16 protein-coding genes are annotated in these 13,870 nt (G+C 39.2%); 15 read left to right on the top strand and 1 reads right to left on the bottom strand.

Going from position 1 to position 13,870, the window contains the following annotated elements; all coding sequences use genetic code 11:
• The 3 genes from fabG to rnc all read left to right on the top strand — a co-directional run bounded on the left by fabG (position 1) and on the right by rnc (position 1,843).
• Positions 1 to 741 carry a 3-oxoacyl-[acyl-carrier-protein] reductase gene (fabG, locus tag GS400_RS09005; RefSeq protein WP_160101027.1) on the top strand — a complete coding sequence of 247 codons (741 nt, stop codon included), beginning with the start codon at positions 1 to 3 and terminating at the stop codon, positions 739 to 741.
• 90 nt (positions 742 to 831) lie between these two features.
• On the top strand, positions 832 to 1,068 hold the full coding sequence (gene acpP, locus GS400_RS09010; protein WP_027448255.1) for an acyl carrier protein: 237 nt from the start codon (positions 832 to 834) through the stop codon (positions 1,066 to 1,068).
• A 76-nt stretch (positions 1,069 to 1,144) separates the two neighbouring features.
• Positions 1,145 to 1,843, top strand: a complete 699-nt coding sequence (gene rnc / locus GS400_RS09015) for a ribonuclease III (RefSeq protein WP_160101029.1) — start codon at positions 1,145 to 1,147, stop codon at positions 1,841 to 1,843.
• 717 nt (positions 1,844 to 2,560) lie between these two features.
• Here rnc and GS400_RS09020 read toward each other — a convergent pair.
• Complete coding sequence (locus tag GS400_RS09020) at positions 2,561 to 2,785, bottom strand: DUF1128 domain-containing protein (RefSeq protein WP_027448257.1); 225 nt, start codon at positions 2,783 to 2,785, stop codon at positions 2,561 to 2,563.
• Between the two features lie 136 nt (positions 2,786 to 2,921).
• On the opposite strand from GS400_RS09020, the gene smc reads away from it, so the two are divergent.
• The 12 genes from smc to ylqF all read left to right on the top strand — a co-directional run bounded on the left by smc (position 2,922) and on the right by ylqF (position 13,791).
• Positions 2,922 to 6,491, top strand: a complete 3,570-nt coding sequence (gene smc, locus GS400_RS09025; RefSeq protein ID WP_160101031.1) for a chromosome segregation protein SMC — start codon at positions 2,922 to 2,924, stop codon at positions 6,489 to 6,491.
• 15 nt (positions 6,492 to 6,506) lie between these two features.
• Positions 6,507 to 7,571, top strand: coding sequence for a signal recognition particle-docking protein FtsY (gene ftsY, locus GS400_RS09030; protein ID WP_160101033.1), 1,065 nt, complete (start codon positions 6,507 to 6,509; stop codon positions 7,569 to 7,571).
• 147 nt (positions 7,572 to 7,718) lie between these two features.
• Entirely contained in the window at positions 7,719 to 8,042 is a 324-nt protein-coding gene (locus GS400_RS09035) for a putative DNA-binding protein (protein WP_160101034.1), read from the top strand.
• Positions 8,043 to 8,056: 14 nt separating this feature from the next.
• Complete coding sequence (gene ffh, locus GS400_RS09040; RefSeq protein WP_160101035.1) at positions 8,057 to 9,403, top strand: signal recognition particle protein; 1,347 nt, start codon at positions 8,057 to 8,059, stop codon at positions 9,401 to 9,403.
• Positions 9,404 to 9,526: 123 nt separating this feature from the next.
• On the top strand, positions 9,527 to 9,799 hold the full coding sequence (gene rpsP, locus GS400_RS09045; protein ID WP_027448262.1) for a 30S ribosomal protein S16: 273 nt from the start codon (positions 9,527 to 9,529) through the stop codon (positions 9,797 to 9,799).
• A gap of 14 nt (positions 9,800 to 9,813) precedes the next feature.
• On the top strand, positions 9,814 to 10,041 hold the full coding sequence (locus GS400_RS09050; RefSeq protein ID WP_160101036.1) for a KH domain-containing protein: 228 nt from the start codon (positions 9,814 to 9,816) through the stop codon (positions 10,039 to 10,041).
• Between the two features lie 63 nt (positions 10,042 to 10,104).
• The gene (locus GS400_RS09055; protein ID WP_160101037.1) at positions 10,105 to 10,494 is read left to right on the top strand and encodes a YlqD family protein; all 390 of its coding nucleotides are present in this window, start codon (positions 10,105 to 10,107) and stop codon (positions 10,492 to 10,494) included.
• A 5-nt stretch (positions 10,495 to 10,499) separates the two neighbouring features.
• On the top strand, positions 10,500 to 11,018 hold the full coding sequence (gene rimM / locus GS400_RS09060; protein ID WP_160101038.1) for a ribosome maturation factor RimM: 519 nt from the start codon (positions 10,500 to 10,502) through the stop codon (positions 11,016 to 11,018).
• Positions 11,018 to 11,755 carry a tRNA (guanosine(37)-N1)-methyltransferase TrmD gene (trmD, locus tag GS400_RS09065; protein WP_160101039.1) on the top strand — a complete coding sequence of 246 codons (738 nt, stop codon included), beginning with the start codon at positions 11,018 to 11,020 and terminating at the stop codon, positions 11,753 to 11,755. The genes rimM and trmD overlap by 1 nt, the downstream gene beginning before the upstream one ends.
• Before the next feature lie 132 nt (positions 11,756 to 11,887).
• Entirely contained in the window at positions 11,888 to 12,232 is a 345-nt protein-coding gene (gene rplS, locus GS400_RS09070) for a 50S ribosomal protein L19 (RefSeq protein ID WP_160101040.1), read from the top strand.
• Between the two features lie 88 nt (positions 12,233 to 12,320).
• Positions 12,321 to 12,875 (top strand): signal peptidase I, encoded by a 555-nt coding sequence (gene lepB / locus GS400_RS09075; protein ID WP_160101041.1) that lies wholly within the window; start codon positions 12,321 to 12,323, stop codon positions 12,873 to 12,875.
• A gap of 52 nt (positions 12,876 to 12,927) precedes the next feature.
• Positions 12,928 to 13,791 carry a ribosome biogenesis GTPase YlqF gene (ylqF, locus tag GS400_RS09080; RefSeq protein WP_160101042.1) on the top strand — a complete coding sequence of 288 codons (864 nt, stop codon included), beginning with the start codon at positions 12,928 to 12,930 and terminating at the stop codon, positions 13,789 to 13,791.
• The last annotated feature ends 79 nt before the right edge of the window (positions 13,792 to 13,870 follow it).

Genomic DNA, 13,870 nt, shown 5'->3' on the forward strand with positions numbered 1-13,870 from the left:
ATGTTAGATGGTAAAGTAGCCTTAGTAACAGGTGCTTCTAGAGGAATAGGGCGTGCCATTGCTTTAGAACTTGCTAGACAAGGTGCAAAGGTGGCAGTAAACTACGCAGGAAGTGAACAAAAAGCTCAAGAAGTGGTTGATGAAATTAAGGAGCTGGGTTCAGAAGGAATTAAAATTCAAGCAAATGTCTCTTCTGAGGACGATGTTAAGAGCATGGTAAAAGAAGTTGTCGATACTTACGGCGGCATCGATATCCTAGTAAACAATGCTGGTATCACAAGAGATAACCTTCTTATGCGCATGAAAGAGGAAGAATTTGATCAAGTTATTGATACAAACCTTAAAGGTGTTTTCTTAACGACGAAAACTGTGACTCGTCCTATGATGAAGAAGCGTGGTGGTAAAATCATTAACATCGCTTCTGTTGTAGGTGTAAGCGGAAACCCTGGTCAAGCTAATTACGTAGCAGCTAAAGCTGGAGTAATCGGTATGACCAAATCATCAGCAAAAGAGCTTGCAAGTCGAAACATTCTGGTTAATGCTGTCGCACCTGGCTTTATTGAAACGGATATGACAGACCAATTGACTGATGAACAAGTTGAATCCATGAATAGTATGATTCCACTTGCTCGCTTAGGTAATGGTGAAGATATTGCAAAAGTAGTGAAGTTCTTAGCTTCTGACGATTCCAATTATATTACGGGCCAGACGATCCATGTTGACGGTGGTATGGTCATGTAATTTTTGTTGAAAACTATTCATGAAAATGATTTCATGATCTAGTTTTTTTCAACAGAATCTTCTATAATTACTGAAGGGAGGTGAACGAGAATGGCAGATGTTTTAGAACGTGTAAAAGGTATTGTTGCAGAGCGTCTTGATGTAGAACAGTCTAAAATCACAATGGAAGCTTCTTTCAAAGATGATCTAGAAGCAGACTCTCTTGATGTGGTTGAGCTTGTAATGGAGCTTGAAGATGAGTTCGACATGGAAATCTCTGACGAAGATGCTGAAAAGATTGAAACGGTAGGCGATGCTGTTAACTACATAAACAGTCATCAATCATAATAGAGGAGGAGAGTCTCGCAAATGCGAGGCTTTCTCTGTATCCTATCGTTTATGTGAAAAATAGAGAATAGGTGGCATGAAAACAGTGGATTTTTCGAAATTTCAAGAGCAGATTGGAATTGTATTTAATAATGAATCACTACTCGAACAGGCTTTCACCCATTCATCTTATGTGAATGAGCATCGCACCAAAGAATACGACGATAACGAGCGCTTAGAATTTTTAGGAGATGCTGTGTTAGAGCTAGCAATCTCACAGTATTTATATCGTAAGCATCCAGATATGTCAGAAGGAGAGCTCACAAAGTTTCGTGCATCCATTGTTTGTGAAGCTTCCTTAGTGCGATTTGCGAATGACTTAAACTTTAGTGAATTGATCTATCTAGGTAAAGGGGAAGAAATGACAGGGGGCCGCGAACGTCCTGCTCTTCTTGCGGATGTATTTGAAGCCTTTATTGGTGCCTTATATTTAGATCGAGATTTTCAAACGGTTATTCGTTTTTTAGAAGAGTTCGTTTATCCCAAGATTAAAAAAGGTGCTTTTTCGCATGCGATGGATTATAAAAGTCAGTTGCAAGAAGTTGTGCAACGAGAGAAAAACGGTGTAATTGAATATGAGATTGTGGAAGAAAAAGGCCCAGCTCATAATCGTGAGTTCGTAGCTCATGTATTTATACAGGGCGACCGTGCAGGTATTGGACTTGGCCGTACGAAAAAAGAAGCAGAACAAAGCGCAGCTAAAGAAGCGCTAGATGAATTTGAAACTGCTGAATAAAAGTAACCATCACTACAACGCGATAAATTGTTGTTAGTAGAATAGGAAGTTATAAAAGCAGGGCGACACCTCATATGAGATGTCGCCCTGCTTTTATTATTATTTCACTATAGCCCCCCCTTATCTGGAAGACTTGGATTCGAGATATAGGTTCGGAGGAGTCCGTTGCTTGTATGAGAGTAAGGGGGTCAGTGAAACGGCAATACTCCTGCTGCCCCACACGACGTGGGGTAGGTCGACGTTGCCACACGATGTGGCGGTCTTAGTCGATCTTCATTATTTACTTTCAGCCTCCTCGTTCACTCCGTTCTCTGTGGGGTCTCATCTGCCCTTTCTACCACTGGAGTTTGCCGTTTCCTTCCCCCCCTTTGCGTTTATGGAGAATAACGGAAACCTAGTGTGTGAGTTCTAAACCTTACGGACATCTGTTCCGTTATTTTGAACTTTTAAGGCATTTCGAGAGTCGTTACGGACATATGGTACCTTATTTGTGACAGATTGCTCTTTAATAAGGTGATTTGTAGCAATTAGCGGAATGAATGTCCGTAAGCATTACCTCCTCTCTCACTAAAACAGTTATTCCACATAACTGCCATAATACTGAATAAAAAATAATTATTATTTTGAACTCAATCACAAAAAGCTCAGAGCGCTATACTCTGAGCTTTCGAATTACCTACTATGGATACAGAACTAACACAAATCCTATGTGTTCTTCTATTTTTTACGAAACTTACCTAACTCCCCAACAACAGCCTGGATTTCAGAAACGCTCATCTGGCCTCTCATTTGGGTCATATCATAGATATCTTTAATGTCTTCATAGTGCTTAAGATCATAGTCTTCCGGATCCATAAGTCCACGGTTAACAACCTGTAACTGATCAGCAAGGTGGTTAATCATGTAACGCAAATTTTCGTTAGTTGGCTCGTTTAAATTCATGTTCACACTCCTCGTTTCATTAAAGCCTCAATGCTTTCTTCTAAGACTCCTTACTTTATGATAAAATAAAACAGTTGAAAATGAAAACTACACAACAAGAATTTCGACAAAAAGATTATACATAGGAGGAAGTTAAATGTTCCTCAAACGTTTAGAGACAGTAGGATTTAAATCGTTTGCCGAACGGATTACGGTAGATTTTGTGCCAGGAGTAACAGCTGTCGTAGGTCCTAATGGTAGCGGGAAAAGTAACATTACAGACGCCATTCGCTGGGTTCTTGGTGAACAATCAGCGAAATCACTACGTGGAGGAAAGATGCAGGATATTATCTTTTCTGGTAGTGATTCACGAAATGCCCTAAACTTTGCAGAAGTATCACTTGTATTAGATAACGAAGATCACGCATTACCGATAGACTATCAAGAAGTCTCGGTTACACGCCGTGTTTATCGTTCTGGTGAAAGTGAGTTTTATATCAATAAGCAAACATGTCGCCTGAAAGATATTATCGACTTATTTATGGATTCTGGACTTGGGCGCGAAGCTTTCTCTATTATTAGTCAGGGGAAAGTAGAGGAAATATTAAGCTCCAAGGCTGAAGAGCGACGTTCCATATTTGAAGAAGCAGCAGGTGTGCTGAAATATAAACAGCGCAAACAAAAGGCTGAGTATAAGCTTGCAGAAACCCAAGAAAACTTACATCGTGTAGAAGATATTATTTATGAAATTGAAAACCAGTTAGAGCCACTGAAGGAACAAGCCGCTGTGGCAAAAGATTATTTAGAGAAAAAAGAAGAGCTCGAACACCATGAAGTATCATTACTTGTAGCAGAAATTGAATCCCTGCATGGTCAGTGGGAAGAGTTAAAACAAGAACTTGAAAAGCAAAAAGACCAAGAAGTTAATCTCAACACGAAGATTCAAAATGAGGAAGCAAAAGTAGAGGATGAACGTGGTCATATCCAAGCTCTAGATGATTCAATCGAGGAATTGCAAGAGTCCTTGCTCGTATTAACACAAGAGCTTGAAAACCTCGAAGGGAAAAAAGAGCTTCTATCTGAGCGTAACAAGCACTATGCTCACAATCGCTCTAAGCTAGAGGAAGACCTTGAACAACAACGTGTTCGAAAAAATGAGTTAGAGGAACAACACAAGCAAGAGTCTGCTCGCTTAAAGGAATACGAGCAAAAACGTAAAGAAACAAATGATAAATTAAAAGAGGTAAAAACGAAATTAGAAGCTTCTCAGGAAAACAATGAAGAAAAGATTGAAGAATTAAAGAGTGAATATATAGAGCAACTTAATACCCAAGCAGCTAAACGGAATGAGAAGCAATCAGTTGGACAACAACTAGAACAAATCGAGTTGAAAAAGTCCCGACTACAGGACAAGTTTAAAAACTTGCTTGAAGAAAGAACTGGTTTGAATGAACAAAAGTCTACAATTGAGCAAGAAGTACAAGAAGTTATTGAAGAACGTCAAGAATTAGAGCAGCAACTTCAACGCTTAAATACGGAACTTGAGCATGAAGAAGCTGATTTCCAAGAGCAACAAACGAAGCTCTATCAGGGGTATCAGCATCTAGAGAAACTGAAGTCTAAAAAAGAAATGCTAGAAGACATGAAAGAGGATTTTGCCGGCTTCTTTCATGGTGTTAAAGCCGTATTAAAAGCAAGAGAAAGTGGTGATCTGGAAGGTGTTCACGGTGCTGTAGCTGAACTAATCGATATACCTAAAGAATATGTGACAGGTATTGAAACAGCCCTTGGTGCTCAAGCACAGCATGTAGTGATGGGCAACGAATCTCAGGCCAGAGGAGCTATTAACTGGTTAAAGAAAACTAATAATGGCCGAGCGACCTTCTTACCACTACCATCTATACAATCCAAGTATATCCCTCAAGATCGTTTATCTGTGGCAAAAGGGAACGAGGGATTTGTAGGTATTGCAGCCGACCTGATTGAGTATGACACGTCCTATGATAAAGTTATTCGTCATTTGCTAGGAAACATTATCATTACGAAGACTCTTAAAGATGCCAATGACATAGCAAATTCAACTGGGAGAAGGTTTAGAATTGTAACCCTTGAAGGGGATGTCGTGAACCCAGGTGGTTCTATGACAGGTGGTGCACAAAAGAGTGGCAAGCAATCCTTGTTCACAAGGGAAAAGGAATTGCAGGATCTTCAAAGTAAACTACAAGAATTTGAAACAAGGACAGAGCAATACGAAGAGCGTGTAAAAAAGCAAAAAGAAGACATTCAGGAAAAACAACAACAACGTACAGAATTGCAAGAAAAGGTAGAGCATGCACGTTATAAAGAACAAGACAGTAAAGGACGCCTTCGAGAAGTAGAGTTACAAGAGAAGAATGCCAATGAACATTTAACGCTATATGATCAAGATAAGGCCCAATATGATGAGGATCAGACTGAGTTACAGAAAAAGAGCCAAACGTTAAAGGAAGACTTAGAAAATATTGAACAAACCCTTCAATCTATTCAAACATCGATTGATGAATTGTCTGCTCAACAACATTCTCAAAAGACGAGCCAGGAACATTTACAACAAGAGATGAACAGCTTACAAGTGAAACTTGCTGAACAAGATGCTCAGGTTCAAAACCAAAAAGAGAAGGCCAAAAGTGTTCAGGATCAATTAGATGAATTGAATGCTAGCATATCTCGCTATGAAGAGGACCTTAACAATCTGGATGATATCAATAATAGCTCTGAGTCACCAGAAGAGCTGGATGCTCAGATTGAAGAGAAACGTAAGCAAAAAGAAAATAACACTGAACTCATTCGAACAAGACGTGAGAATCGTAGCAATCGTTCTCAATCAATCCAAGATATTGAACGTGAATTAAAAGAGATGAAGCGTCAGCATCATTCCATTACGCAAGAAATTCAGGATAAAGAAGTTAAGGCGAATCGCTTAGATGTAGAGTTAGAAAATCGTCTGGAACAACTTAGAGCGGAATATATGCTCACATTTGAAAAAGCACAAGCAACGTATCCTAAAACAGAAAATATGGAAGAGGCACAAAAGCGCGTGAAATTAATTAAACGTGCGATTGAAGATCTAGGCACTGTAAACATCGGAGCCATTGAAGAATTTGATCGCATTCAGGAACGTCATGCCTTTTTAACTGACCAACAGAATGATTTACTTGAAGCGAAATCAACTCTGTTTGATGTTATTTCAGAAATGGATGGCGAAATGCAACGACGTTTTGAGCATACATTCACTAAAATCCGTGAAGAATTTACTATTGTATTCAAAGAATTGTTCGGTGGCGGTAATGCAGATCTACGTATGACTGATCCGAACAATATCTTAGAAACTGGTATTGATATTGTGGCTCAGCCACCAGGTAAGAAGCTTCAACATCTTGGTTTGTTATCAGGAGGCGAACGCGCTTTAACAGCAATCGCATTATTGTTTGCTATTCTACGTGTACGTCCTGTGCCGTTCTGTGTATTGGATGAAGTAGAAGCAGCTTTAGATGAAGCAAATGTGAACCGGTTTGCGCAGTTCCTAAAAGAATTCAGTAAGGATACTCAATTTATTGTGATTACACACCGTAAAGGTACAATGGAAGAAGCGGATGTACTCTATGGTGTTACTATGCAGGAATCTGGGGTGTCCAAGCTAGTATCCGTTCGCTTAGAAGAAACGAAAGAACTTGTACATGGAACCTAGAAAGGAAGAGAGAATATGAGCTTTTTTAAGAAATTAAAAGAAAAAATCACGCAAAAAGAAGAGGAATATGAAGAGCAAACGGTAGAAGCGGACTCAAGTGAAGAAGAGGATGAGGAAAAAGAGAGTCTATCAGAAAAATTTAAACAAGGACTTTCTAAAACTCGTAATTCTTTTTCAGGCAAGGTAAACGATCTTGTTGCTCGCTATCGTACTGTTGATGAAGATTTCTTCGAAGAATTAGAGGAAATTCTTATCACGGCTGACGTTGGTGTGAATACCGTGATGGACCTTATTGACGAATTAAAGTTCGAAGTGAAGAAACGTAATATTAAGGAGACTTCCGAAGTAAAAGAAGTCATTTCTGAAAAACTAGTCGACATCTATTATGGTGATGACGATGAAGAAGTTGAAGAGCTTAAGTTTAATGAAGATGGCTTAACAGTATTTCTTGTTGTTGGTGTAAATGGAGTTGGAAAAACCACAACAATTGGTAAGCTAGCTCATCGACTAAAAGAACAAGGGAAAAATGTCGTCTTAGCAGCTGGAGATACGTTCCGTGCTGGTGCGATTGAACAACTAGAGATCTGGGGAGAACGTGTAGGTGTACCCGTTATTAAACACAGTGAGGGAAGCGACCCAGCAGCTGTTGTTTATGATGGTATACAATCTGCAAAATCCAAAGGAGCAGATGTCTTAATCTGCGATACAGCAGGTCGTCTTCAAAACAAAGTAAACCTTATGAATGAACTTTCTAAGGTGAACAAGGTAATTGAGCGTGAAATTCCAGAGGCGCCACATGAATCCTTATTGGTATTAGATTCTACAACGGGTCAAAATGCACTTAGTCAGGCTAAAATCTTCTCTGAAGCAACAAACCTTAGTGGTATTGTTCTAACAAAATTAGATGGAACAGCTAAGGGTGGTATTGTCATGGCTATTCGAAAAGAACTTGATATTCCAGTGAAATTTGTTGGACTTGGTGAGAAAGTAACCGACTTACAAGCATTTGATGCGCATGCGTTTGTTTATGGTTTGTTTGCTGATATGCTTGAAGAAAGTGAACAAAAAGAAGAAGACTAAAACGTTTGAATGATTTTAAGAAAGAGTGGGTGGAAAGAATAACCACCCATTCTTTTCATGAAAATGGCTATGACGCCTTGACACACCTGCCTTTCATTCTGTACTATTTGTATGTAAAGGCATTTCACTTAACAAGGAGTGCTTGCTTTGCTAGAAAAAACAACTCGAATGAATTATTTGTTTGATTTTTATCAAGAATTGCTTACGAATAAGCAACGAAGCTACATGGAACTGTACTATTTAGAGGATTATTCACTAGGTGAAATCTCTGATACATTTGAGGTCAGTAGACAAGCTGTTTATGATAACATTAGACGGACAGAGTCCATGCTTGAAGAATATGAAAGCAAGCTGCACTTATATGATCGCTTTTTAAAGCGACAAGAGCTTCTGAATCAATTAAAACAATCCATTCAATATGATGATGAGAATGTTCAAAACATCCTTACATCTCTTGAGAATTTAGATTAGGAGGGCGGCTTTTTATGGCATTTGAAGGTTTAGCCGACCGTCTGCAGAATTCGATACAGAAAATCAAAGGCAAAGGTAAAGTAACGGAAGCTGATGTTAAGGAAATGACGCGTGAAGTTCGCCTGGCTCTACTTGAGGCAGACGTAAACTTTAAAGTTGTAAAAGACTTTGTTAAACGAGTGAAAGAACGCGCAGTTGGCCAGGAGGTTATGCAAAGCTTAACTCCAGGACAACAAGTCATTAAGGTTGTAAAAGAAGAGCTTACAGACTTAATGGGTGGCGAGCAAAGCAAAATTGCTGTAGCTAATCGTCCTCCAACAGTTATTATGATGGTTGGTCTGCAAGGTGCAGGTAAGACAACTACTACTGGTAAGCTTGCAAATCATTTACGCAAAGAACACAATAAAAGCCCGCTACTTGTTGCCGCAGACGTGTATCGTCCTGCAGCGATCAATCAACTTGAAACACTAGGCAAGCAACTAAGTATGCCTGTTTTCTCAAAAGGCACAGAAGCAAACCCTGTTGATATTGCTCAAGAAGCAATTCAGCAGGCTAAAGAAAATCATAATGACTATGTCATTATTGATACAGCAGGACGTCTACATGTTGATGAACATCTTATGGATGAACTTCAACAAATTCGTTCTACCGTAAATCCGAACGAGACTTTCCTCGTAGTTGATGCAATGACAGGTCAGGATGCGGTAAATGTTGCTGAAACATTTAATGAACAATTAGATGTAACAGGTGTTGTATTAACTAAGCTTGATGGTGATACTCGTGGTGGTGCTGCTCTATCTATTAAAGCAGTCACAGAGAAACCAATTAAGTTCGCTGGTATGGGTGAGAAACTTGACCAATTAGAACCATTCCATCCAGAGCGTATGGCTCAACGTATTCTCGGAATGGGAGATGTTTTAACCCTTATTGAAAAAGCGCAAGCTGAAGTTGATGAAGACCAAGCTAAGGAACTTGAGCAAAAAATGAAAGACGCATCCTTTACGTTGGATGACTTTCTTGAGCAAATGGGGCAAGTCCGCAACATGGGGCCACTTGATGAACTCATCGGCATGATCCCAGGAGCTGACAAAATGAAAGGGTTGAAAAATGCTCAGATTGATGAGAATCAGCTCAATCATATTGAAGCGATCATTCGGTCTATGACGAAAAAAGAGCGTGAAGACCCTAGTATCATGAACGCAAGTCGTAAAAAACGTATCGCTAAAGGATCCGGACGTAACGTATCTGAGGTGAATCGTTTATTAAAACAGTTCGATGATATGAAGAAAATGATGAAGCAGATGACGAATCAAAAAGGTAAGAAGGGTAAAAAAGGCGGCTTTAATTTACCGTTTATGTAGGATTTAAAGGTATTTTTTAGCTATGTAATGTAAAAACCCTTTACACACTTGAACTTCTCTGCTACAATCTAAACTTGTGTAAAGCTATTAATTAAAGCAATAGAAATATGGAGGTATTTAACAATGGCAGTAAAAATTCGCCTAAAGCGCATGGGTAGTAAACGTAACCCATTCTATCGTGTAGTAGTTGCAGATTCACGTTCTCCTCGTGACGGACGTTTTATCGAAGAAATCGGAACATACAATCCAACAGCTCAACCAACAGAGGTTACTCTTAACGAAGAGAAAGCATTAGATTGGATGACTAAAGGTGCTAAGCCTTCTGACACAGTACGCAACCTATTCTCAACTCAAGGCATCATGGAGAAGTTTCACGCACAAAAAACTCAAAAGTAAAGTAGTGTGATAACGTGAAAGCCTTAATTGAAACGATTGTACGTCCGCTAGTCGATCACCCAGATGAGGTCGTCGTGAATGAACAAGAAGAAGAACGTAAAATTACGTATCATCTTTCGGTTCATAAAGACGATGTCGGAAAGGTGATTGGGAAACACGGCCGTATTGCAAAAGCAATTCGAACCGTTGTTTATGCAGCCGGATCAAATTCCAAAAAGCGAATCTATTTGGATATTATGTAAAAGGGAGAGGGGATAACCCTTTCCCTTTTTACATATCTAAAGAGGATGTGAGGGGCATGATCAATGCAGATTATAAAAAAAGTACCCGTTAAGCAGGTATTAACCGAATCAAGCAAAGCTTCCATGCAGGAGCAGTTTGATAAGCGTAAATCTCAACTAGATCAGGAATGTCAGCAACTCTCTTTTGAAAAACGCAAAATAGAAGCCAAGCAGAATATTTCTCGAGAAGACGTATCGAAGAGGTTTCAAAAGGAAATTGATAAACGTAAAGAAAAAATTCGCTGGATTAACTATCAGCTTGAACAACTCGATGTACTTCCTTTAGGCAGTGAGATCACTGAAGACGAGGTTGAAACGATCGTCAATGTAGAAGAAGGGGACATTTGGGAAGATGTTAGTAGCACAGGTGCTATTATTGTTCAAGATGGTAAAGTGATACGAATAGATAGGTGATAGAGATGAATAAAGATCTGTTTACGATTGGAAAAGTGGTCAACACCCATGGGGTACGAGGAGAAATTCGTGTCATTCAAGTGACTGATTTTGAGGATCGTTTTGAAGTAGGAAATGAAGTGTATTGGGTTTCACCTGATAGCAAAGAACAAGTTCCACTTACGATTGATGCCTATCGTACTCATAAGAATTTTCATCTTCTTCATTTTCAGGGGTATGACAATATCAATGATGTTGAACGCTTTAAAGGTGGCAAACTCGCGATAACAAAAGAGCAGCAGACCCCTTTGGATGAAGGAGAATTTTATTATCATGAAATTATAGGGTGTCATGTGGAGACAACGGATGGAAGCTCCATAGGAAAGGTGAAGGAAATTTTATCTCCTGGTGCAAATGATGTTTGGGTGATTCAAAGACCGCAACAAAAAGATGTTTTAATCCCTTACATTGAACAAGTCGTTAAGCATGTGGACCCAGAGAACGAAAAGATAATCATTGAACCTATGGAAGGGCTGCTAGAGTAATGCATATTGATGTACTAACCCTGTTTCCCGAGATGTTTGAAGGAGTGTTAAACACTTCTATCATGAAGCGAGCACAGGACATGAACGCATTTTCTTATAACACAGTGAACTTTCGGGAACACACAGAAAGTAAGCATAAAAAAGTAGACGATACGCCATATGGTGGCGGGGCTGGAATGGTGCTCTCACCACAACCAATATTTGATGCTGTTGAGTCAACGATAGAGAAACAATCCTCTAATAAAAAACCGAGGGTCATATTAATGTGCCCACAAGGTGAGCCGCATTCACAAGAAAAAGCAGAGGAGTTGGCCCAAGAAGATCATTTAATTTTTTTATGTGGTCACTATGAAGGTTATGATGAACGGATTCGCACACACCTTGTGACGGATGAGATCTCGATTGGTGATTATGTGTTAACCGGAGGAGAACTTGGAGCTATGGTCGTTATGGATAGTGTCGTTCGTCTATTACCAGGCGTGTTAGGGAACGAGACTTCTGCTCCTGAAGATTCCTTTTCAAATGGGTTACTCGAGCATCCTCATTACACCAAACCTCGTGATTTTAGAGGCATGCAAGTACCCGAAGTGTTGTTATCAGGGAATCATGCTAAGATTGATGAATGGAGACATTATCAATCCTTAAAAAGAACATTTGAAAGACGCAAAGATCTATTAGAAGACTATCCATTTTCAGAAAAAGAATTAAAATGGATAGAAAAATGGAAGAATCAATAAAGATTATTGCAGATCAAATTAGAATATGGTATATTAAACCTTGTGCTTAAGTCGATACTTAAGTGAATTAACAATGTTCCGCTACCAGGTGAATCCAGGTAAGAGCATTGGTGGAGAAGGAGTGAAACAAGGATGCAAAAGTTAATCCAAGAAATTACTCAAGAACAACTAAAACAAGATCTTCCGGCATTCAAAGCTGGTGATACGGTAAAGGTACACGTTAAAGTTGTTGAGGGTAACCGTGAACGTATCCAGGTGTTTGAAGGTGTTGTAATCAAGCGCCGTGGCGGAGGAATCTCTGAGACATTTACCGTACGTAAGATTTCTTACGGCGTAGGTATTGAACGTACATTCCCTGTACATTCACCACGCATCGATAAAATTGAAGTTACTCGTCGCGGTAAAGTACGTCGTGCTAAGCTTTACTATCTACGTAACCTTCGTGGAAAAGCAGCGCGTATCAAAGAAATCCGCTAAGAGTTGTAATCATCGAAAAGGAGCTTGCTTTTGCCAGGCTCCTTTTTGTTCTTTAATAAGAGTTTTTTAGAAGATAAGGGGGATCAAGGTGGCTGAAAAGCGAAGTGAATGGTTTGATTGGATTAAAGCGTTTGGAATTGCTGCCATCTTAGCAATTATCATACGTTTGTTTCTATTTTCTCCGGTTATTGTAGATGGTCCATCCATGCAACCTAACTTACAAAACGGAGACTTCTTAATAGTCAATAAAATTAGTTACATACTAGGTGAGCCAGATCGTTTTGATGTTGTTGTTTTTCATGCCACTGAATCTAGAGACTATATTAAACGTGTAATCGGATTACCAGGGGAACATGTTAAATATGAAAATGAAACATTGTATATAAATGATAAGCCTGTAAAAGAACCATTTCTGGAGGAACGGGTGGAATCCTTCACAGGAACATACACTCATAATTTTACTTTAGAAAATCTTCCGGGCAATTTCGAGAAAATACCAGATGGACATGTACTTGTGTTAGGGGATAATCGCACAAATTCAAAAGATAGTAGGAGACTCGGATTAATTCCTGTAGACGAGCTTGTAGGAAAGGCGCAATTAATTGCCTGGCCATTAGATCGTTTCGGTTTTGTAGGGAAATAATCTATAATCTTCATTTCCACATTGTCTTATGCATAAAAGAAGGTGATTACAAATGACAATACAGTGGTTTCCAGGACACATGGCTAAAGCCAAAAGAGAAGTTGAAGAAAAGTTAAAGCTCGTTGACTTTGTTATTGAGTTAGTTGATGCAAGATCTCCATATTCATCTCAAAATCCAATGCTTCATCAAGTGTTAAACCAAAAACAAAAGATGGTTTTGATGATGAAAAAAGACTTAGCAGATCAGCGCCGCACAGATGCTTGGATTCATTGGTATGAAAGCCGAGGAATTAGAGCTATTGCAATTAACGCTCAAAATCAAAAGGATATTCAAAAAGTCATCCAAACTGCTAAAGATTTAGGTCAGGAAAAGGTACAAAAGCAGATCAATAAAGGTTTGCGTCCAAGAGCAGCTCGTGCGATGATCATTGGTATTCCAAATGTCGGAAAGTCAACGTTAATCAATCGTGTAGCCAAGAAGAAGATTGCCAAGACAGGTGATAAACCTGGCGTTACAACTGCTCAGCAATGGATTAAAGTAAAGAAAGATTTTGAGTTATTAGATACACCAGGTATTCTTTGGCCGAAGTTTGAAGACCAAAACGTTGGATATCGTCTTGCAGCCCTTGGGACGATCAAAGATAATATATTACCCATTCCAGATGTCGCAGCCTATTTTATTCGCTTTGCTCAAGAACATTATCCAGAAGTGTTAGAAGAACGCTATGACTTAACTCCAGACATTGAAGATATGGAAGAAGTGTTTGATCGGATTGGTAAAAAGCGTGGCTGTTTAGAAAGTGGCGGTCGTATCAATTATGATAAAGTAGCTGAAGTCATAATCCGTGATTTACGCGGAGGCAAGCTAGGTCAATTGACGCTTGAAACACCTGAAATGATAGAAGATAATGAGTGATAGAAAACCTACCACGCTCCATTGTGGTAGGTTTTTTCTGAGCTTTATTCAGGATTATATATAATGAGCCGATAGAAGA

The sequence above is a fragment of the Pontibacillus sp. HMF3514 genome, assembly GCF_009858175.1.
Taxonomy (GTDB): domain Bacteria; phylum Bacillota; class Bacilli; order Bacillales; family BH030062; genus Pontibacillus.